At 61.0% G+C, this 19,949-nt stretch carries 18 protein-coding genes; 3 read left to right on the top strand and 15 right to left on the bottom strand.

All coding sequences use genetic code 11. The features are described from left to right. Positions 1-3: 3 nt before the first annotated feature. The 7 genes from trkA to RH950_RS12440 all read right to left on the bottom strand — a co-directional run bounded on the left by trkA (position 4) and on the right by RH950_RS12440 (position 9,673). Positions 4-1,380: a Trk system potassium transporter TrkA gene (trkA, locus tag RH950_RS12470; protein WP_350057198.1), complete on the bottom strand. Its 1,377-nt coding sequence runs from the start codon at positions 1,378-1,380 to the stop codon at positions 4-6. A 27-nt stretch (positions 1,381-1,407) separates the two neighbouring features. After that, positions 1,408-2,802: a nitrogen assimilation response regulator NtrX gene (gene ntrX, locus RH950_RS12465; RefSeq protein ID WP_350057196.1), complete on the bottom strand. Its 1,395-nt coding sequence runs from the start codon at positions 2,800-2,802 to the stop codon at positions 1,408-1,410. Further along, a complete protein-coding gene (locus tag RH950_RS12460; RefSeq protein ID WP_350057194.1) occupies positions 2,792-5,116 on the bottom strand; it encodes a sensor histidine kinase NtrY-like in 2,325 nt (774 codons plus the stop codon). The genes ntrX and RH950_RS12460 overlap by 11 nt, the downstream gene beginning before the upstream one ends. 92 nt (positions 5,117-5,208) lie before the next feature. Beyond that, positions 5,209-6,654 carry a nitrogen regulation protein NR(I) gene (gene ntrC / locus RH950_RS12455; RefSeq protein ID WP_350057192.1) on the bottom strand — a complete coding sequence of 482 codons (1,446 nt, stop codon included), beginning with the start codon at positions 6,652-6,654 and terminating at the stop codon, positions 5,209-5,211. A 2-nt stretch (positions 6,655-6,656) separates the two neighbouring features. Continuing rightward, positions 6,657-7,784 carry a two-component system sensor histidine kinase NtrB gene (locus tag RH950_RS12450; protein ID WP_350057190.1) on the bottom strand — a complete coding sequence of 376 codons (1,128 nt, stop codon included), beginning with the start codon at positions 7,782-7,784 and terminating at the stop codon, positions 6,657-6,659. After that, positions 7,781-8,776, bottom strand: coding sequence for a tRNA dihydrouridine synthase DusB (gene dusB, locus RH950_RS12445; protein ID WP_350057188.1), 996 nt, complete (start codon positions 8,774-8,776; stop codon positions 7,781-7,783). Before dusB ends, RH950_RS12450 begins: the two co-directional genes overlap by 4 nt. 96 nt (positions 8,777-8,872) lie before the next feature. Next, complete coding sequence (locus tag RH950_RS12440) at positions 8,873-9,673, bottom strand: cytochrome C assembly family protein (RefSeq protein WP_350057186.1); 801 nt, start codon at positions 9,671-9,673, stop codon at positions 8,873-8,875. A 56-nt stretch (positions 9,674-9,729) separates the two neighbouring features. On the opposite strand from RH950_RS12440, the gene RH950_RS12435 reads away from it, so the two are divergent. From RH950_RS12435 to RH950_RS12425, 3 genes are read left to right on the top strand one after another with little or no spacing between them, the layout of a single operon-like run. Next, positions 9,730-10,902 carry a bifunctional 2-C-methyl-D-erythritol 4-phosphate cytidylyltransferase/2-C-methyl-D-erythritol 2,4-cyclodiphosphate synthase gene (locus RH950_RS12435; protein WP_350057184.1) on the top strand — a complete coding sequence of 391 codons (1,173 nt, stop codon included), beginning with the start codon at positions 9,730-9,732 and terminating at the stop codon, positions 10,900-10,902. After that, positions 10,899-11,369, top strand: coding sequence for a phosphatidylglycerophosphatase A family protein (locus RH950_RS12430; RefSeq protein ID WP_350057182.1), 471 nt, complete (start codon positions 10,899-10,901; stop codon positions 11,367-11,369). Before RH950_RS12435 ends, RH950_RS12430 begins: the two co-directional genes overlap by 4 nt. Positions 11,370-11,381: 12 nt before the next feature. Next, on the top strand, positions 11,382-11,894 hold the full coding sequence (locus tag RH950_RS12425) for a CinA family protein (RefSeq protein WP_350057180.1): 513 nt from the start codon (positions 11,382-11,384) through the stop codon (positions 11,892-11,894). Between the two features lie 216 nt (positions 11,895-12,110). On the opposite strand, the gene RH950_RS12420 is transcribed toward RH950_RS12425, so the two are convergent. The 8 genes from RH950_RS12420 to RH950_RS12385 all read right to left on the bottom strand — a co-directional run bounded on the left by RH950_RS12420 (position 12,111) and on the right by RH950_RS12385 (position 19,795). After that, positions 12,111-12,548, bottom strand: a complete 438-nt coding sequence (locus RH950_RS12420; protein WP_350057178.1) for a type II toxin-antitoxin system RatA family toxin — start codon at positions 12,546-12,548, stop codon at positions 12,111-12,113. An 18-nt stretch (positions 12,549-12,566) separates the two neighbouring features. Beyond that, positions 12,567-13,595 carry a lipoyl synthase gene (gene lipA, locus RH950_RS12415; RefSeq protein ID WP_350057176.1) on the bottom strand — a complete coding sequence of 343 codons (1,029 nt, stop codon included), beginning with the start codon at positions 13,593-13,595 and terminating at the stop codon, positions 12,567-12,569. Further along, positions 13,592-13,855 (bottom strand): hypothetical protein, encoded by a 264-nt coding sequence (locus RH950_RS12410; RefSeq protein WP_350057174.1) that lies wholly within the window; start codon positions 13,853-13,855, stop codon positions 13,592-13,594. The genes lipA and RH950_RS12410 overlap by 4 nt, the downstream gene beginning before the upstream one ends. 47 nt (positions 13,856-13,902) lie before the next feature. Further along, complete coding sequence (gene lpdA / locus RH950_RS12405; protein WP_350057172.1) at positions 13,903-15,300, bottom strand: dihydrolipoyl dehydrogenase; 1,398 nt, start codon at positions 15,298-15,300, stop codon at positions 13,903-13,905. A gap of 99 nt (positions 15,301-15,399) precedes the next feature. Next, positions 15,400-16,737 carry a pyruvate dehydrogenase complex dihydrolipoamide acetyltransferase gene (locus RH950_RS12400; protein ID WP_350057170.1) on the bottom strand — a complete coding sequence of 446 codons (1,338 nt, stop codon included), beginning with the start codon at positions 16,735-16,737 and terminating at the stop codon, positions 15,400-15,402. A 12-nt stretch (positions 16,738-16,749) separates the two neighbouring features. After that, on the bottom strand, positions 16,750-18,132 hold the full coding sequence (locus tag RH950_RS12395; protein ID WP_350057168.1) for a pyruvate dehydrogenase complex E1 component subunit beta: 1,383 nt from the start codon (positions 18,130-18,132) through the stop codon (positions 16,750-16,752). Between the two features lie 55 nt (positions 18,133-18,187). Beyond that, a complete protein-coding gene (pdhA, locus tag RH950_RS12390) occupies positions 18,188-19,231 on the bottom strand; it encodes a pyruvate dehydrogenase (acetyl-transferring) E1 component subunit alpha (protein WP_350057166.1) in 1,044 nt (347 codons plus the stop codon). Between the two features lie 147 nt (positions 19,232-19,378). Beyond that, positions 19,379-19,795: an FtsB family cell division protein gene (locus RH950_RS12385; protein ID WP_350057164.1), complete on the bottom strand. Its 417-nt coding sequence runs from the start codon at positions 19,793-19,795 to the stop codon at positions 19,379-19,381. Positions 19,796-19,949 lie beyond the last annotated feature (154 nt).

The raw sequence follows: 19,949 nt of genomic DNA, 5'->3' as shown, positions 1-19,949 counted from the left end.
AACCTAGAAAAAGTCCAGCCGGACAGCAAACAGCTTCTCGACCTTCTTGACGACCGCATAGGTTGCGAACAAAACCACCCGGTCCTTTGCCTGGATCACGGTATCCCCGCGCGGTACCAGTACCTTTTCGTCGCGATAGATGGCCCCGATAATGACGCCCGCGGGAAGCTTTGCGTCACGCAGGGGATGGCCGACCAGAGACGACGTTTCCAAGGCTTCCGCCTCGATCACTTCACCGAAATCGGCACGTAATGAATAAACCCCGCGGATCCGGCCGCGCCGGACATGCTGCAGGATCGTCGAGACCGTGATGGCCCGGGGATTCACCACGGCATCGACGCCGAGGGTGGAGATCAGTGAGGCGTAGGTTCCCTTGTTGATCAGCGCAACAGTCCGGTTCACCCCTGCCCGCTTGGCCAGCAATGAGCCGATGATGTTCACTTCGTCATCGTTAGACACGGCGACGAATGTTTCGGTGTTCGAAACATTGGCTTCCTCGAGAACCTCCGTATCCAGCGCATCGCCATTCAGCACCATAGTGCGGGACAGGGTCTGCGCGACCAGCTTGGCCCGCTCCCGGTCATATTCGATGATCTTGACGCTGACCCCGGAATGCTTCGATTCAATCTCTTCGGCAAGCATCAGGCCGATATTGCCGCCGCCCGCGATGATCACACTGCGGCCCTCTTCCTCTTCATGGCCGAAGGCCGCCATGGCGCGGGACAGATGATCGACATCACAGACGAAATAGACGTCGTCCCCGGGAAGCATGTGGTCGTCCGGCTTAGGCACGATTCCCCGGTCATCCCGGATAATGCCGACAACGACGATGCTGAGATCGGAAAACAGGCTGGTCAGCTGGCGCAGCGGCGTGTTGACGATCGGACAATCCTCGTCGCAGCGCACCCCGACGACCCGGACCATACCATCCGCCATGGGCAGCACGTCGAAGGCCCCAGGGACCTGCAACCGTCGACCGATCGCCTTCGCCACTTCGCGTTCCGGCGAAATGATATGGTCGATCGGCATGTTCTCCCGGCTGAACAGATCGGCCCAGAGAGGTTGCAGGTAATCCTGCTGCCGGATGCGGGCGATACGCAGCGGCACATTGAAGAGTGAATGTGCGACCTGACAGGCCACCATATTGACTTCGTCGGAATAGGTGACCGCGATCAGCATGTCGGCGTCCCGGGTCCCCGCCCCTTCAAGGATCGATGGCAGGGACGCCAATCCATGCACGCCGCGCACATCGAGGGTTTCCGTGATCTTCCGGACGAGGGCAGCGTCCTGGTCGATGACAGTCACGTCATTGTTCTCGCCCGCGAGATGCTGGGCGATGCTGCTGCCGACTTGGCCGGCCCCGCAGATGACGACTTTCATGCCGTGATCCTGTTCTGAAGAAGATTGTTATGCAGAACGTTCGGCGCTGACGCCGAGCGATTTCAGTTTGCGGTGCAGAGCCGATCGCTCCATACCAACGAAACTGGCCGTCCGGGAAATATTGCCCCCGAACCGATTCACCTGGGCCAGCAGATACTCCCGCTCGAACATTTCACGCGCCTCGCGCAACGGCATTCCGACGATTTCGACACCCTTGTCGAAATTCAGGCTGATCGGCGCCGAGGAGCCGACTTCCGGCGGCAGCATGTCGGCCCTGACGGGTTCATGTGCCGCACCCGGCGCCATGATCAGCAGCCAGTCGATCATGTTGCGAAGTTGGCGCACGTTGCCAGGCCAGTCGTATGACTGCAGCGCGGCAATAGCATCTTCACCCAGAATCCGATGGGACATGCCGGAGCTGCGGGCGGAGCGCTCGATGAAATGATGACAGAGCAACGGAATATCCTCACGGCGTTCGGCCAGGGCCGGCACGACGATCGGAACAACGCTCAGTCGATAATAAAGGTCTTCCCGGAATCGTCCGGTTGAAATTTCCTGCTGAAGGTCCCTGTTCGTCGAGGCGATGACTCGGACATCAACGGAGATTCCCCTCTCGCTGCCGACCCGCCGGAATCTCTGTTCCTGCAGAACCCTGACAATCTTGCCCTGGGTTTCCTTTGGCATGTCCGCAACTTCGTCCAGAAACAGCGTGCCTTTGTGAGCCTGTTCCAGCATGCCCACGGTACGCGCCTCGTCGCCCGCATCGCCGTCCCGTCGTTCGGCGCCAAAAAGCTCGATTTCAAGACGCTCCGGGCTCAACGTCGCGCAGTTCAGGACCGTGAATGGTCCGTTTGCCCGGGCCGAATTGGCATGGATCATACGGGCGACAACTTCCTTGCCCACCCCGGCTGGGCCGGTGATCAGCACACGGCTGTTCGTTGGCGCCACCTTCTCGACCGCCTGCACCACCTGTGCAATGCCGGCGGAGTTTCCGATCAGTCTGTCATCCGTATCCGACCGGGCCCGGAGTTCCGCATTCTCACGCCGCAGCTGCGCCGCTTCCAGCGCCCGCCCGACCTGCAGCAACAGACGCTCCGTCTCGAACGGCTTTTCGATGAAATCATACGCACCGATCTTGATCGCCGAGACTGCGGTCTCGATGGTGCCGTGGCCACTGATCATGATCACCGGGATATCCGGATGCCCGGCGCTCAGCCGCTCCAGAATCCGCAGACCGTCGAGCGCGCTGTTTTCCAGCCAGATATCGAGAATGACCAAATCCGGGCGGCGGATATCGACAGCCTCCAGGGCTTCGTCGCTATTGCGCGCCTGGCGGGTTTCGTACCCTTCGTCCTCAAGGATGCCAGCGAGCAGAGACCTGATATCAGCCTCATCATCTACGATGAGAATGTCATGCGCCATGACGGCTTAGTCCAGAATCATTGTCATTAGAACCCGATGTCGCCGCATCCCGCGGCGCCTCGATGATTTCCCTGAAAGTCAGGCGGACCCGCGTCCCCCCGTTTTCCCGATCAGTTAGCGAAATAGATCCTCCATGATCTTCCATGATTCGCTTCACAATTGCCAGACCGAGTCCGGTACCTTTTTCGCGGGTCGTTACATACGGTTCGGTCAGGCGATCGCGGTCCACGTCCGGTAGCCCCCGTCCCGTATCCTTCACATCGACGACAATTCTCTGGTCGTCATGGGCAACAGCAACCGAAATCCGGTGATCCGATACAGGTCCGCCATCAGCCGCCTCGGCAGCCGTCAAGTCGATGGCGTCTATCGCGTTCTGAAGCAAGTTCGTCAAAACCTGTCTGATCTGCCTCTGGTCACATTCAATCTCTACCGGTTCCTGGTCGCCATCGAATTCAAACGTAATTCCGGACTGAGCCGATCTTTGCAGAACCACCTGCTCGCGAACGATATCGATCAGGTTTTCCTTCCGCATGACCGGCGCCGGCATCCGCGCGAATGCGGAGAACTCATCGACCATACGCCCGATATCGCCTACTTGTCGCACGATGGTGCTTGTACATTCAACGAATGTCTCAGGATCATCATCTATCTGTTTAAGATATTTACGTTTAAGTCGTTCAGCAGAGAGCTGGATCGGCGTCAGCGGATTCTTGATTTCATGCGCGATCCTGCGTGCAACATCGGCCCAGGCCGCCATGCGCTGGGCCGACAGAAGGTCTGAAATATTGTCGAAAGTCAGGACATAGCCGGAAACCTTCCCGTCAGCGATCTCGGCCTTGATCCGGGCCAGCAATGTTATCTTGCGGCCCTCCCTATTGAGCTCGATCTGCTTTTCGGATTGCCGATACGGGTTATGCCGTGCCTGGTCCAGCAACTCACTCATCTCCGGGATCTGCTCGGAAAGCATCCGGCCAACCAAAGATTCAACGGTCACGCCAAGCAGGCTGGCCGCCGATTTGTTGGGCAGATTGATCCGCGCATCAGCATCAAGCCCGATAACCCCGGCGGACACCCCGCCAAGCACAGTTTCTGTGAAGCGGCGACGGGCATCAACCTGACGGTTCGCGCTCATCAATTCGCTGCGCTGCATTTCCAGTTGCCGTGTCATGCGGTTGAACGCCTTGGCAAGGAGTCCCATTTCGTCCGCCTCGGCAGGTCCGGAAACCCTTGCCGTCAGGTCACCGCCGCTGATCCGTTCGGCCGCCCCTATCAGTTCACTGATAGGCTGAACCAGCCAGGTGGCAAGATTAAGTCCGATCCAGACGGCCGCCAGCAACAGCAACAGGGCTACCATGGCGAAAATCATGATGAAGGAAACCTGGATATCGAGGCGGCGGCCTTCCAGTTCGGTGAATTGCGCGACGGCCTCTTTCGTCCGCTCGATGTAGCTCAGAATTTCCGAATCGACGAAGCGGCCGACAAAAAGATACGCATCGACGAACCGGTCAAGCCGGACGACCGCCCGTATCCGGTCATCCGCGTCGGTCGTAAGGACAACCACATCTCCAAGCGTGGCCTTTGACATCGCCCGTTCGGGAAGTGGTTCGTAATCGAAAGACAAGGCAAGGTTCGTTCGGGCCAGAACCCGTCCGGTACTGTCAAAGGCAACCGCTTCCGTCAGATTTCGCAGCGAAGCCTGCGCTCTCAGTACCTGGGAAAAGCGCGCCGGGTTATTGACCAGAAACGGCGCTTCCCGGTTGATGTCGTTTGCCATCGCAAGGACGTCGCCACGGATCACCTGCCGGTGTTCTTCCAGATAGCGCTCCGCCACGGCAACGGACCCGGTGACAGCGGTGGAAACCCGCTCGCTGAACCAGGACCGAATACCGAAATCGAACATCACCAGGGAGAAGACAGAGACCAGAATTGTCGGGGCCACGGTCAGCACGGAGAACATGGCCACCAGGCGAACATGCAAACGGGAGCCTGCGAGTCCCTTGCGTCGTTCGACCCAGAGGCGGACAAGCCTGTAGGCGACCAGAACCCCGAGCAACAGCAGCAGGGAAAAATCGAGATAGAGAATGCCGAGGACGACATCCGGGTCGGGACCGGCAGGACCTGCCCGGGTGAACACCGCATAAGTTCCCAGGCCGGCCATGATGGCGAGTGCGGCCAGCACATAGGCGGCCTTCCGCTCGAAGCCGATACGCTGAGCCCAAAGTCGGAACTTTCGCGTAAAGCTGCCGAGCCGGTTCTCTGGACTCGGCCTGGGTGGCTCTGTGGAATTGGCGTCGGTACCTGCTTCCGCCAGCATGTCTCACCTAATAAGGGGCAGATCGCAATACTACTTCTAGCTCAATCCTGCCGCATGCGCACGGTTTCAGGTGCACAGGGCAGGCGCAGCCTCTATCGGGCGCCACGGACGACCGGAATCCCGAGATCCCTGATCTTCTTGCGCAAGGTATTGCGGTTGAGGCCAAGCATCGACGCCGCTTTAAGCTGATTGCCCTTGGTTGCATCAAGGGACAGCATGATCAGTGGTCGCTCCACTTCACGGAGGATCCGGTCATGCAGGCCAGCCGGGGGCAGATTGTCGCTGTGAGCCGCGAAATAGGTCCTGAGATGGCGCTCGACCGCGTCGGAAAGATTCTCGCTCCGGTCAACGACATCCTCGCCGGCGGCCGCCGGACTTTCCGACAATTCTACATCGATTGCTGCGGCGCCGATAACCTCTTCGGAATAGAGTGCGACCAGACGCTTCACCAGATTTTCAAGTTCCCGAATATTGCCTGGCCAGTTGTACTCCGTCAGGCGCTGCATTGCCGCGCCATCGATGCTCTTTTCGGGCAGGCCTTCCTTCTGCGCCACGGTCAGGAAATGCCGGACCAGATCCGCGACATCCTCCTTCCGCTCGCGCAGCGGGGGCAGACGGATCGGCACCACGTTCAACCGATAGAACAGATCTTCCCGGAACATGCCCTGGCGGATCAGCTGTCTCAGGTCACGGTGTGTGGCGGCGACAATGCGGACATCCGCCTGGATGGACGAGCGCCCGCCAACCGTAGTGTACTCCCCTTCCTGCAGAACCCGCAGGAGGCGGGTCTGGGCCTCGATCGGCATGTCCCCGATCTCATCGAGAAACAGCGTCCCGCCGCGGGCTTGCTCGAACCGGCCGCTGGATCGGGCGGTGGCACCGGTGAAGGCGCCCTTCTCGTGCCCGAACAGCTCGCTTTCGATCAGTTCGCGGGGTATTGCCGCCATATTGACCGCGACAAAGGGCCCTTTCTGGCGCTTGCCGTAATCATGCAGCGCACGGGCGACCAGCTCCTTGCCGGTCCCCGACTCGCCGGCAATCATCACCGTCAGGTCGGTCGCCATCAGACGCGCCAGGACCCGATAGATTTCCTGCATCGCCGGCGAGCGGCCGATCAGTGGCAATTCCTCTTCGGAAATTTCGGATTTCTCCGCCGGAACGCGGCCCTCACCGCGCGCCATCAGGGCCTTGTTCACGACCTGAACCAGTTCTGCCAGATCGAAGGGTTTTGGCAGATATTCGAATGCCCCCCGCTCGCTTGCCTTGACCGCCGTCAGCAGGGTGTTCTGCGCGCTCATCACGATCACGCGCAGATCCGGACGAATTTTGCGGATGCGGGTGAGCAGATCCAGCCCATTTTCGTCCGGCATCACCACATCGGTGATGACGAGATCCCCGTCACCCCGTTCGACCCATTGCCAGAGACTGGCGGCAGTCCCTGTCGAGCGGACATCCATGCCGATGCGGGTCAAAGCCTGCGTCAATACCGTGCGGATCGCCTGATCGTCATCTGCGATCAGGATGGAAGCATTGTTCATTGTCATGTCTGCGTGAAGGCCTGTGAGACATCTGCAATCGGGAACGAGAGCCGGAATTCGGTGCGCCGCGATACGGAATCGACCTCTATCACGCCGCCATGGTCGGCGACCGCCTTGGCCACAAACGCAAGCCCGAGCCCGGAACCGTTGCGCTTCGACGTGACGAAGGGATCGAAGATAGTCGTCTTCATGTCATCCGGGATTCCGGGGCCATTGTCCCTGATCGTGACCTGAAGCGGGAGGCTCACCCGCCGCGACGAACCCGGCACGGAAACACGCATGCCATGGCGATAGGAGGTCAGCAGCTGGATCTCGCCCTCTCCACCCATGTCGCCAAGCGCTTCGGAAGCATTCTTCAGAAGATTGAGGAAGATCTGAATCAGGAGGTCCCGGTTGCCAAGCACCGGCGGCAGCGACGGATCATAGCGCTCATGATACCGCACATGGCTGCCGAAGCCGGATTCCGCTATGCGCTGACAATGGTCCAGCACCTCGTGAATGTTCACCGGATTGCGCTCGATCGGCCGGTCATCCGAGAACACTTCCATACGATCGACCAGACTGCAGATCCGGTCCGTTTCGTCGCAAATCAGCTTTGTCAACGGCAGGTCTGCCTCGACCGCGTTCTGCTCCAGAAGCTGAGCCGCGCCCTTGATGCCGGAAAGCGGGTTCTTCACCTCGTGCGCCAGCATCGCCGCCATCGCCGTTACCGACCGGGCTGCGCCTTTGAAGTTGAACTGTCTGTATAGCTGGTTGGCAATCGACCGCATCTGCAGGGAAACGATGACCGACCCCGGCCGGTCGGTCACCGGAGAGACCTGTATGCTGACGATGTGGGAGCCGATACGGGGGCCTTCGAGGATCAGGTCATAGTCGAACAGCACCGAGGATTGCCGCCGGGACTGATCGATCATGCTGAAAATGGGGCTGTCATAGGGCAGCAGGTCGGCAAGCGGCGTGCCGCTCAGGACGGACGCGCTCCCCTGCAGAAAATGTTCAGCCGTCATGTTCACATAGACGATGCAATTGTCTTCATCGAGGCCGATCACGGGGATCGGCACGGCATGCAACACACCGGCCGGGTCGAGTGGCGCAGGTGCCGGCCGCGGGGTTTCGACAGTCATGCTCATGCCGCCTGCCGCTCCGGCGCGGCTTCCGGGCCAAAGAAGCGATGGATCGCCTCCTCGACCATTTTGCGATCCATTGTGTTGTTCACGATCTTGCGGAATTCGGCAGATCCGCGAATGCCGCTCGCGTACCAGCCAATATGTTTCCGGGCCATGCGGAGGCCCAGTTGAGCGCCATAATGGGACATCATGTCGTCAACATGTCGGCGCATGATCTCCGCACGGGCAACGACATCCGGGTCTGCCGGAATCGCGCGTCCGGCAAGATGCGCCGCCACCTGTGCCGGGAACCACGGACGCCCGTAGGCGCCGCGACCGATCATCACCCCGTCCGCGCCGGACTGGGCAAGGCAGGTATCGACATCCTCGAGGCTGGCAATATCGCCATTGGCCACCACAGGCAGGGAAACCGCGTCCTTCACCTCCCGGATGAAGCGCCAGTCCGCATGTCCCTTGTACATCTGGCACCGGGTCCGGCCGTGCACCGTCAGCAGGCGAATGCCGGCCTCCTCGGCGATGCGGGCGAGGCGCGGGGCGTTCCGGTCGTTCTTGTCCCAGCCGGTGCGCATTTTCAGGGTAACGGGCACCGGCACCGCCTTGACGACGGCTTCCATGATCTGCCCCGCGAGCAGCTCATCGCGCATCAACGCCGAGCCGGCGAGCTTGTTGACCACCTTTTTCGCCGGGCAGCCCATATTGATATCGATGATCTCGGCGCCCCGGTCGACATTCAGCCTGGCGGCTTCCGCCATGATGGCCGGGTCCCAACCCGCCAATTGCACGGCAAGCGGTCGCTCGGCATCCATGTCCTCGGGAAATTTGAACATTTCTTCCCGCACGTCCTGCAGAACGGCCGCACTGGCAATCATCTCCGAAACCACCAGGCCGCAGCCGAATTCCCGAACCAGACGGCGGAACGGCCGGTCCGTCACGCCCGACATGGGGGCGAGGAAAACCGGGCTCTCAAGCTCGATTGGGCCGATCTCTATGGTCATTCTCTAAGCACTCGCCTTCAGTTGCTCAGGAATTAAGCAACCGCACGCAAAATTGTCAAAAAGGATCTTTATTCAGGGTGGCTGGGCATCGGTCCGTCAGACTAGGATTTCCGCCACGAACTTGACCCCGGGATAGGCAAGCGTCAGCAGGAGGTATGCAACCAGGACCAGACGCGCCACGGTGCGCCCGCGCATCCCGAACCGGCTGTTTACCAGCCAGAGAGCAGCAAGAATACCAAGCGTTACAAGGGACAAAACAGTTTTGTGGTCGAACGCAAGGGGCTGTCCGGTCAGGTAATTCTGCAGCGCTATACCGGTAACCAGACCACAGACAAGCACGATCACCGCAGCGCCGAGCAGCTGCCCCTGAAGCTTTTCACAATCCGCAACGGACGGCAGCGCCGGCGCAATTCCGGAGGAGACCCGCTTCTTTTTCAGGGCCCTTTCCTTGATGAAAATAGCCAGCCCGGTAATCGCCGCCAGCGTCAGCAGGGCGTAGGTTGCAAGGGCCACTGCGATATGGGCGGAGAACCAGGTGCCGGGCAGCCCCTCGTTCAGCACAATATGCGGGGCCGTACCGGCGATCGTTGCGATCAGGGACAGCAGAAAGAGATACGGCATCAGCAGGACCGCCAGTCCTCGGGCCTCGCGCCGAAACCAGCAGAGCAGAAGATAAACCAGCAGACTCGCACTCACCGCAAGCCAGAGCGCCATGGCAAGGTCCGAGCGCCAGCTGGAGCCGACCGAGACGATGACGAACAGCAGCGGTCCGGTTACAGCAACGCAAAGCAGCCCCCAGAACAATCCGCCCGTACGCCCCGGGGAGCGGAGCGCGAACAGACCGGCCGGAACCAGGGCCAGCAAGGCCGAGAGATTCAAGAGCAAAGACATTGGCATGACGGCACTATATCATGCAGCCCGCTCCGAAGTGCCAGAGCTAATTGAGGTGATTTGTGCCCCGGTCCAAGACCGCTCTCCTGATTGTCGCCGCCGGGCGCGGAACCCGTCTCGGCAGTGCGACTCCAAAGCAATATCTGACGGTGGGGGGCGTCCCTGTCCTGCGTCACGCCGTGCAGCGCTGCCTCGGCCATCCAGCGATCGGCGCGATCCGCCTGGTGATCGATCCGGCGCATCGTGAGCTCTACGAGAACGCCGTGCGCGGGTTGGAGCTCCCGCCGCCGGTCGAAGGCGGCGACGAGCGCGGCCAGTCGGTGCTGAACGGCCTTCGGACCCTCGAAGATTTCGATCCGGATCTGGTGCTGATACACGATGCGGCGCGCCCCTTTGTCGAGACGGCGGTGATTGACCGTGTCGTCGCAGCCCTGCAGCACAGTCCCGGAGCGATTCCCGCCCTGCCCGTGCCGGATACGCTGAAACGGGCGGTCGGGCTGGACCGGCCGATCACCGGCACTGTCGACCGCAGCGCGCTGTTCCGGGCGCAGACCCCGCAGGGCTTCCATTTCCGCGCCCTGCTGGATGCCCATGAGGCGTCGGACAGCCATATGACCGATGACGCCGCACTGCTCGAAGCGCGCGGCCTGACGGTGCAACTGGTCGAAGGCGCCGAATCACTTTTCAAGATCACCACTGAGGCGGATCTGATGCGGGCTGAGACCATGATGGCATCACGCATGGAGCCGCGCGTCGGCACAGGCTTCGACGTGCACCGGCTCGGCCCCGGCGAAAGCATCACACTTTGCGGCATTGAGATCGCGCATGACCGCACGCTGATCGGCCATTCCGATGCGGATGTCGGCCTGCATGCCATCACCGATGCCCTGCTCGGCGCCATCGCCGACGGCGATATCGGCAGCCATTTCCCGCCGAGCGACCCGCAATGGAAAGGCGCGGCGTCGGACCGGTTCCTGATGCATGCCCGTGACCTCGTGGTGAACCGGGGCGGACGCATTACCCATATCGACGTCACCCTGATCTGCGAGCGGCCGAAAATCGGCCCACACCGGCCGGCCATGCGCCGCCGGATCGCGGAAATCATGAACCTGCCGGAAAGCCGGATCAGCGTCAAAGCCACCACATCTGAGCGGCTTGGCTTCACCGGGCGCGGCGAAGGCATAGCGGCACAGGCCGTGGCTACGGTATTGCTGCCGTCGGAGAGCGACCAATGATTGGCCCTCTTCCCCTTTTTCATCCGGTACGGCTCGCCGCCACCTTCTTCTGGACCGGGCACGCGCCTTTCGCGCCGGGTACCTGGGGCTCCCTCGCCGCCCTGCCCTTTGCATGGCTGTTCCTCTGGCTCGGCGGCTGGAAGCTCCTGCTCGTGGCTGCCATTATCGCAACCCTCGTCGGCTTTTGGTCCGCCGGCCGCTATGCGGACACGCTGGCGACGAAAGATCCAGGTTCCGTCGTCATCGACGAAGTTGCCGGGCAATGGATCGCCCTGCTGCCGGCCGCGCTCGATCCGGTCAGCTTCGCCATCGGTTTCGTTGCCTTCCGCGTCCTCGACATCACGAAACCCTTTCCGGCCGGCTGGGCCGACAGGCGGCTGACCGGCGCGACCGGCATCATGCTCGACGATCTGTGCGCCGGGATTTACGCTGCGCTGGTACTCCTCGCCGCCCAGTATTACCTCTGACCGGGGCTTTCCATGGACAATTTCGACAATCAGATCCGCGACCTCGCGACCAGTGTGCTCGAACACTGCCGGGCCATCGGATGGAAAGCGGCGACGGCGGAAAGCTGCACCGGCGGCCTGATCGCCGGGGCGCTGACCGAGATCGCCGGGTCCTCCGATGTCGTGGACCGTGGCTTCGTCACCTATTCGAACGAAGCCAAAATGCAGATGCTGGGCGTCCCGGCAAAAATCCTTGAGGTGCATGGTGCCGTTTCGGAAGCGACAGCGCGCGCCATGGCCTCGGGGGCGCTTGAGAATTCCGGCGCAGCAGTGACCGTCGCGGTCACCGGTGTCGCCGGCCCCGGCGGCGGGTCCACCGAAAAGCCGGTCGGCCTCGTGCATTTCGCCGTCGCGACTCCTGACAGTGTCGTTGCCGAGCGCCGGGTTTTCGAAGGTGATCGAGGGGCCGTCCGGCACCAGACCGTGCTGCACGCCCTGCGGATGGTGCTTGCCCGCGCGGAAGCGCGCAGCGGAACGAGTACCTAGCCAATCACGGCCGGAAATACCGCCTGCACTGGGTCCAGCTCTTTTCAACAGGCGAGTTGGACTTTGGGTCAGCTCTCGATGAGCGGATTTATCCAGAGGGAATGTCGGAGAGCGCAAAAGCTCATTCGTAACGCAACCGGAATGAGGAACTTATTTTTCAGTTAAATAACTTCATTTTTAGTTTAATTATATTTTTCAAACGCTTTCGCCCTGCGCTTACTTGGGTCCATACAGCTCATGCGCCCGGGCCTCGAACGCGCCCACCATCCGGCGAACCGCTTCGTTGAAGAACACCTCGATGATCTTCTGCAGCATTTTCGAGCGGAATTCGAAATCCACATAGAAGTCGATCAGGCAGCCTTTGGGATGCGGCTCGAAGACCCAGTGGTTGTTGAGATACTTGAACGGGCCATCGGTATATTCCACATCGATCCGGTTCCGGTCCCGGCTGAGGGTCACCTTCGAGGTGAACCGTTCTCGAAACAGCTTGTAGCCAATCACCAGGTCCGCGAAGATCGTGTCTCCGTCGCGCTTGCGTATCCGCGCGCCAACACACCACGGCAGAAACTCCGGGTAGCGCTGAACGTCGGCAATGAGGTCAAAAAGCTGCTCCGGGCTGAAGGGAACAACCCGCTGTTCTGCATGAGTGGGCATCTGTTGGCTTATATCACGTCATTCGGACGTGGAAACGGCCATTTGGGCAAGGTCCGTCAACGAAAGATTGGCGCGGACCATGCCGCGCTCCCCCGCAAGCCGCCGATCGCGCTCGGCCCGCATCCGGGCGAAGTCCTCGTCCGCGTGATAGGATGACCGGGTCAGAGGCGAAGACGCGACCATCAGGAAACCCTTTCCATAGGCCGTTTTCTTGTAGGCCTCGAACTCGTCCGGCGTTGCGAACCGGTCGATCACGGCATGCTTCGGGGTCGGCTGCAGATACTGGCCGAGGGTGATGAAATCGACATCGGCGGAGCGCATGTCGTCCATCACCTGGTAGATCTCTTCCTTGCTCTCGCCGAGACCGACCATCAGACCGGATTTGGTGAAAATCGTCGGGTCGAGCTCCTTCGCCCGGTCCAGGATCTTCAGGGAGTGAAAATAGCGCGCACCGGGACGTATTCCCGGATAGAGCCGCGGCACGGTTTCCAGATTGTGGTTGAACACGTCAGGCCGGGCATCGATGACGATCTCCAGCGCGCCGTCCTTGCGCATGAAATCCGGCGTCAGCACCTCGATGGTGGTTTCCGGCGACATCACACGGATCTTGCGGATCACCTGGGCGAAATGCCCGGCCCCGCCATCGTCCAGATCGTCCCGGTCAACCGAGGTGATAACGACATGGCGCAGGCCGAGCTTGGCAACGGCTTCCGCCACCTCATCCGGCTCATGCGGGTCAAGCTTGTCCGGCCGGCCCGTGGCGACGTTGCAGAACGCACAGGCGCGCGTGCAGACGGATCCGAGGATCATCATCGTCGCGTGCTTCTTAGACCAGCACTCGCCGATATTCGGGCAGGCCGCTTCCTCGCACACAGTGACCAGCTTGTGATCGCGCATGAGCTGCCTGGTCTCGAAATAGGTCTTCGAGGTCGGCGCCTTGACCCTGATCCAGGACGGCTTGCGCTTCACCTCGTTGTCGGGGCGATGCGCTTTCTCCGGATGACGGGCAGCGCCTATCGGGGCCGCCTTTGCATGGCTTTGGCTCATTGCAGCTCTCTTTCCCGCGACCAGAGCAGTTGCTCGATCGTGACGCGGTCGAAATAGTCGTCGGCGGAGATCACCTCTTCGGCTGTCTCGATGACCGCATCCGCCTTCTTCCGGTGCTTCCCACTGTCCGGGCCGTCCAGCGGGAAGTTCACCTTGATGACAAGCTCCTGCGAGATCTCACCTTCGGATTCCGCACTGCTCCGCACCAGAATGGCCGTTACACCTTCCAGTGTCTTGATCCGTTTCAGATCCAGATCCATTAGGTCATACCCGCAAAGTACAAGGCCGATACGCGGCCATAATAATTCTAGAAGTGGACCGCACGCCCGTAAGCGTCAAGGACCGACTCGTGCATCATCTCGCTCAGGGTCGGATGCGGGAACACCGTGTGCATCAGATCGACTTCCGTGGTCTCCAGCGTTTTGGCGACGCTGTACCCCTGGATCAGTTCGGTGACTTCCGCGCCGATCATATGAGCGCCGAGCAGCTCCCCGGTCTTGGCATCGAACACGGTTTTCACAAGACCTTCCGGCTCGCCAAGGGCGATCGCCTTGCCGTTGCCCATGAACGGGAAACGGCCGACCTTCAGCTCATACCCGGCCTCTTTCGCCGCCGCTTCGGTCAGGCCGACGCTGGCGACTTGCGGCTGGCAATAGGTGCATCCCGGAATGCGCTTGACGTCGAGCGGATGCACGTCCTTCAGACCTGCTATCTTTTCGACGCAGATCACACCTTCATGGCTCGCCTTGTGGGCCAGCCAGGGCGCGCCGGCAATATCGCCGATGGCATAGACGCCCGGCTCACCAGTCTGGCACCACTCATCGATCACGACATGGGTCCGGTCGACCTTCACCTTGGTGCTTTCAAGGCCGAGATCCTCGACATTGCCGACGATACCGACAGCGGAGATCACCCGGTCGAAGGTCTGCTCGGTGGACTTGCCGCCCTTCTCGATGGTCGCCACGACCTCCTTGGCGCCACGCTTAAGGCCCTTCACCGTGGCCCCGGTCATGATCTTCATGCCCTTCTTCTCGAAGGCCTTGTGGGCCAGTCCGGAGATCTCGGCATCCTCGACCGGGAGCACCCGATCCATCACCTCAACCACTGTAACATCGGATCCGAGACTATTGAAGAAGCTGGCAAATTCAATCCCGATGGCACCCGATCCGATGACCAGTAGGCGCTTCGGCATCGTGTCCGCGACCAGCGCGTGCTTGTAGTTCCAGACCAGCTTTCCGTCCGCCTCAAGCCCCGGCAGATCGCGGGCGCGGGCACCGGTGGCGAGGATGATGTGCTTGGCGGAAAGGGTTTGCTTCTTGCCTTTCTCGTCGATCTCGACCTTGCCGGAGCCGGCGAGTTTAGCCGCCGCCATGAAGACCGTGACCTTGTTCTTCTTCAGCAGATGGCCGACGCCCTGGTTGAGCTGCTTGGCAACACCACGGGAGCGCTGCACCACCTTGTCGAGATCGAAGCCGATAGTGCCGGCGCTGAGGCCGAAGCTCTCGGCATGCTTCATGTGATCGTAGATCTCGGCGGAGCGCAGCAGCGCCTTGGTCGGAATGCAGCCCCAGTTGAGGCAGATGCCGCCAAGATGCTCGCGCTCGACCAGCGCCGTCTTCATGCCGAGCTGGGCGGCACGGATCGCGGAGACGTACCCGCCCGGGCCGCCGCCGATGACAAGGATATCGAACTGGGTGTCAGCCATAACTTCCTCCGGATCGAAGCCGCCGCCCCTTGGGCCTATACGGCTCCGGATATTGGAAACGCCTGAGATGGAACGGGCGGCTATCCGCCGCCCGGACCCTCAGAGCAGCATGGTCAGCGGATCTTCGATCAGCTTCTTGAAGGCAGCCAGGAACTCGGCCCCGACCGCACCGTCGACAACCCGGTGATCGACCGAGAGCGTGCAGCTCATCACCGTGGCAACCGCCAGCGCGCCGTCCTTGACGACCGGACGCTGCTCACCAGCACCGATGGCCAGGATCGCGCCTTGTGGCGGGTTGATCACGGCACAGAAATCCTTGATCCCGAACATGCCGAGATTGGAAATCGAGAAGGTGCCGCCCTGATATTCCTCGGGCATCAGCTTGCCGTCTCGGGCACGGGAGGCGAGATCCTTCATTTCCCGGGCGATGTCGAGAGCGCCCTTGTTCTGCGCACCGCGAATAACCGGGGTGATCAGACCGCCCTCGATGGCAACCGCAACCGAGATATCGACGGACTTGAAGATCCGGATCGCCTCATCGGTCCAGCTCGCATTGGCTGCCGGCACTTTCTTGAGTGCCTGTGCGGACGCCTTGATGACAAGATCGTTCACCGAGACCTTTTCGCCGTCGAGCTTACCGTTGAGCTGCTTGCGTACCTCGAGCAGGGCATCGATCTCGCAATCGACGGTCAGATAGAAGTGCGGGGCAAACTGCTTGGACTCGGTCAGGCGCCTGGCGATGACCTTGCGCATGTTGGTGTTCGGGATCTCGTCGAATTCCGGCAGGCCCGGAACGTCCGGGCTCGGCGCGGCGCCGAGAGAGGGAGCGGGAGCCTTTGTGGCCGCAGCGGGTGCAGGAGCAGCCGCCGGAGCAGCCTTGCCGGTACCGCCAGCGATGGCCTCCTCGATATCGTGTTTCACGATCCGGCCGTTCGGACCGGTGCCCGTGATCTGTCCGAGATCGAGCCCGGCCTGCTCCGCCATACGGCGGGCGAGCGGGCTGGCGAACACGCGTTCGCCCGACGATGCGGCCGGAGCCGGTGCAGGTTTTGGCGCCGGTGCCTCTTTTTTGGCTGCCGGTGCAGATGCCGCCGCCGGAGCCGGCTCAGGTGCCGGTTCCGGCTTGGCTTCCGCTTTCGGAGCCGGACCGCCGCTACCAGCGACGGCATCCATGTCAACGCTGCCGGAGTCTTCACCGTCTTCCAGGATGACGGCGATCGGTGCATTCACGGCAACATTATCGGTGCCGGCGGCAACAATGATTTTGCCCATCGTGCCTTCATCGACAGCTTCGACTTCCATCGTTGCCTTGTCGGTTTCGATCTCGGCAATCACGTCGCCGGCGGAAATCTTGTCGCCCTCAGCTACCAGCCAGGTAGCGAGCTTGCCCTCTGTCATGGTCGGCGACAGGGCAGGCATCAGAACGGGTATGGCCATCTTGTCTCTCCCTTAGCCGCGATAGCAGACGGACTTTGCCGCCTCGATAATGTTCTCCACCTGCGGCAGAGCCATTGCTTCCAGATTGGCCGCATACGGCATCGGCACGTCTTCACCGGCAACGCGCGCGACCGGCGCATCGAGATGGTCGAAAGCCTGCTCCATTACCATGGTGGCGATTTCGGAGCCGATACCACAGGTCGCCCAGCCTTCCTCGCAGGTGACGAGACGGTTGGTTTTCTGCACCGAGGCGACAATTGTGGCCGTGTCGAGCGGGCGAATGGTGCGCAGGTCGATGACCTCGGCGCTGATCCCTTCCTCGGCCAGTTTCTCGGCCGCCTTCAGCGCCTTGCCGACCATGATGGAGAAAGCCGTGATGGTCACATCCGTGCCTTCGCGGACGATCTTGGCCTTGCCGATCGGAACGGTGAAATCCTCGCTCACCGGTACATCGAAGGACTGGCCGTAGAGCACCTCGTTTTCGAGGAAGATTACCGGGTTCGGATCCCGAATGGCAGATTTCAGCAGGCCCTTTGCGTCAGCCGCCGAATAGGGGGAGACCACCTTCAGGCCCGGGCAATGCGCGTACCAGCTGGCATAGCACTGGGAATGCTGGGCGCCGACCCGCGCGGCGGCGCCGTTCGGCCCCCGGAACACCATCGGGCAGCCCATCTGACCGCCGGACATGTAGAGCGTCTTCGCGGCCGAGTTGATGATGTGGTCGATCGCCTGCATGGCGAAGTTGAAAGTCATGAACTCGACAACCGGCTTCAGACCGCCGAAGGCCGCACCGACCGCGAGACCGGCAAAGCCATGCTCGGTGATCGGCGTGTCGATCACCCGCTTGTCGCCAAATTCCTGAAGCAGGCCCTGGGTCACCTTGTATGCGCCCTGATATTCCGCGACCTCTTCGCCCATGACGAAGACACGATCATCCGACCGCATTTCCTCGGCCATGGCATCCCGCAAGGCCTCACGAATGGTCTGGGTTTTCACCTCGTCGAAATATTTGTCCTCGTCGCTCTCCGGAACCACGGCGGCCGGTGCGACAGGCGCGGCGGTGGCCGGTTCTTTTGCTTTCGGCTCTTCAGCCGGAGCTTCCGCAGCCGGTGCAGGAACGGCATCAGCACTGTCGATAGCGCTGGCGTTCTCTCCCTCTTCCAGCAGAACCGCAATCGGCGTGTTCACTGCCACGGCATCGGTCCCGGCCGGGATCAGGATCTTGCCGATCGTGCCTTCGTCCACGGCCTCGACTTCCATCGTCGCCTTGTCTGTCTCGATCTCGGCAAGCACATCGCCGGCGGAAACAGTGTCCCCTTCCTTGACCATCCAGGTGGCAAGCTTGCCCTCTGTCATGGTCGGCGACAGGGCCGGCATCAGAATTTGTACGCTCATTCGTTCTTCCTCCCGCAGCGCCGCGCAGAAACCTGCGCCGGCAGCGCGTGCTAACTCAGGCTTCGACCAGAATGTCCGTAAAGAGTTCGGAAGGATCCGGCTCCGGGCTGGACTGGGCGAAATCGGCGGCGTCGGTGACGATTGCCTTGATCTCGCGATCGATGCCCTTCAGCTCGTCTTCCTCGACTCCAATTTCCAGCAACGTCGCCCGCAGCTGGTCGATCGGGTCATGCTCCTGACGCATCTTGTTGACCTCGTCCTTGGTCCGGTATTTCGCCGGATCGGACATGGAGTGACCGCGATAGCGGTAGGTCTTCATTTCCAGAATGTACGGCCCCTTGCCGGAGCGGCAATGCTTGACCGCCTTCTCCGCGGCTTCCTGTACGGCGACAACATCCATGCCGTCCACTTCCGCACCCGGAATGCCGTAGGCCGCGCCCCGCTGGTAGAGCGAAATACCGGCCGCAGCCCGGGTCACCGAGGTGCCCATGGCGTATTTGTTGTTCTCGATGATGAAGATGACCGGCAGCTTCCAGAGCGCCGCCATGTTGAAGGTCTCGTAGACCTGCCCCTGGTTCAGGGCGCCATCGCCGAGATAGGTCAGGCTCACCTCGTTCGTGCCGTGATACTTGTTGGCGAAGGCCAGACCCGCACCGATCGGAACCTGGGCGCCGACGATACCGTGGCCGCCATAGAAGTCCTTCTCGCGGCTGAACATGTGCATGGAGCCGCCCTTGCCCCGGGAATAGCCCCCGGCCCGGCCGGTCAGCTCTGCCATGACGCCGCGTGCATCCATGCCGCAGGCGAGCATGTGCCCGTGGTCGCGGTAGCTGGTGACGACCTTGTCGCCCTTGCCGATGGCTGACTGCATGCCGACGACAACCGCTTCCTGGCCGATATAGAGATGGCAGAAGCCGCCGATCAGTCCCATGCCATACATCTGACCCGCCTTTTCCTCGAACCGGCGGATCAGCAGCATGTCGCGATAAAACGGCAGCAGCTCCGCAGCATTGTTCTTCGGTGGTTTGGCGGGTCGGGATTTACGAGTCCGTGTGGGTGCGCTGCGGCTGGCGCCGGCAGCTGACTTCGCTTGAGCCATCTCTCTCCCTTTCGACCGGATCAAGGCGTCGTTAAAGCATTGGCGCCCCGGTTGGTATCCAAAGAGAAGTACTGCAATTTAGCAGGATTTTCAATAGAGTTAACTTATTGAAAACAAAGAGATATATTATATTTAACCTATTTAAGGTTAATTCACGCCGGAAGCCATTGAAATTGCCCGTGTTTTTGCTTTTTGCCGCATCGCATCAAATGGTTGCTGCATTGCACCAACGGAATTTGGCACCCCTGTCGCGGACATGCCGGAGATCACGAAATCGTCCTGATCGAGATAGTTCAGCACCCGGCGGGCCTGCTCTGTCAGCAGGTCCCGGTCGATGCTGTCCGGGTGCAACATGGCGACTTTCTTTTCCAGAGACTCTCTCTTGCTCCTGAGCACGGCGAGCTTTGCTTCGGCAGCCTCAATCTTGCCATCAAGCGCGCGCCAGGCATGGATGCCCCGGTCGCCCTCGACGGAATGGAAAAGGAAATAGCCAAGGAGCAGGCAGCCGATCACCGGGCCGATCACATGCCGGGCGCGCCGTTTGATCTCGAATGCAAGGGTCATGACCTGTCTCCAATAAACCTGAGTGAATCACTCGCGAATCGGGCGGTCAACGTGAACGAAATAAGAACCTTCATTTTAAGGTTCTCAATCGGAACAAGATGTTGCCAAAAGGACTCACCCGGGAGCGGTCGACCCGCCCCCGGATAGAAATGTC

Source organism: Nisaea sp. (genome assembly GCF_040217065.1).
In the GTDB taxonomy this organism is placed as follows: Bacteria; Pseudomonadota; Alphaproteobacteria; order Thalassobaculales; family Thalassobaculaceae; genus Nisaea.
Note: the sequence above shows the minus strand (reverse complement) of the source record. Positions and strands in the feature narration are given on the sequence as shown.

Excerpts from the sequence above, each read along its gene's own strand:
- lpdA (WP_350057172.1), bottom strand. The coding sequence starts at position 15,300 with ATGGCTGACACCCAGTTCGATATCCTTGTCATCGGCGGCGGCCCGGGC.
- ntrC (WP_350057192.1), bottom strand. The coding sequence starts at position 6,654 with ATGAACAATGCTTCCATCCTGATCGCAGATGACGATCAGGCGATCCGC.
- lipA (WP_350057176.1), bottom strand. The coding sequence starts at position 13,595 with ATGAGCCAAAGCCATGCAAAGGCGGCCCCGATAGGCGCTGCCCGTCAT.
- dusB (WP_350057188.1), bottom strand. The coding sequence starts at position 8,776 with ATGACCATAGAGATCGGCCCAATCGAGCTTGAGAGCCCGGTTTTCCTC.
- RH950_RS12395 (WP_350057168.1), bottom strand. The coding sequence starts at position 18,132 with ATGAGCGTACAAATTCTGATGCCGGCCCTGTCGCCGACCATGACAGAG.
- pdhA (WP_350057166.1), bottom strand. The coding sequence starts at position 19,231 with ATGGCTCAAGCGAAGTCAGCTGCCGGCGCCAGCCGCAGCGCACCCACA.
- RH950_RS12385 (WP_350057164.1), bottom strand. The coding sequence starts at position 19,795 with ATGACCCTTGCATTCGAGATCAAACGGCGCGCCCGGCATGTGATCGGC.
- RH950_RS12460 (WP_350057194.1), bottom strand. The coding sequence starts at position 5,116 with ATGCTGGCGGAAGCAGGTACCGACGCCAATTCCACAGAGCCACCCAGG.
- RH950_RS12410 (WP_350057174.1), bottom strand. The coding sequence starts at position 13,855 with ATGGATCTGGATCTGAAACGGATCAAGACACTGGAAGGTGTAACGGCC.
- RH950_RS12425 (WP_350057180.1), top strand. The coding sequence starts at position 11,382 with ATGGACAATTTCGACAATCAGATCCGCGACCTCGCGACCAGTGTGCTC.
- RH950_RS12430 (WP_350057182.1), top strand. The coding sequence starts at position 10,899 with ATGATTGGCCCTCTTCCCCTTTTTCATCCGGTACGGCTCGCCGCCACC.
- trkA (WP_350057198.1), bottom strand. The coding sequence starts at position 1,380 with ATGAAAGTCGTCATCTGCGGGGCCGGCCAAGTCGGCAGCAGCATCGCC.
- RH950_RS12420 (WP_350057178.1), bottom strand. The coding sequence starts at position 12,548 with ATGCCCACTCATGCAGAACAGCGGGTTGTTCCCTTCAGCCCGGAGCAG.
- RH950_RS12400 (WP_350057170.1), bottom strand. The coding sequence starts at position 16,737 with ATGGCCATACCCGTTCTGATGCCTGCCCTGTCGCCGACCATGACAGAG.
- RH950_RS12440 (WP_350057186.1), bottom strand. The coding sequence starts at position 9,673 with ATGCCAATGTCTTTGCTCTTGAATCTCTCGGCCTTGCTGGCCCTGGTT.
- RH950_RS12450 (WP_350057190.1), bottom strand. The coding sequence starts at position 7,784 with ATGAGCATGACTGTCGAAACCCCGCGGCCGGCACCTGCGCCACTCGAC.
- ntrX (WP_350057196.1), bottom strand. The coding sequence starts at position 2,802 with ATGGCGCATGACATTCTCATCGTAGATGATGAGGCTGATATCAGGTCT.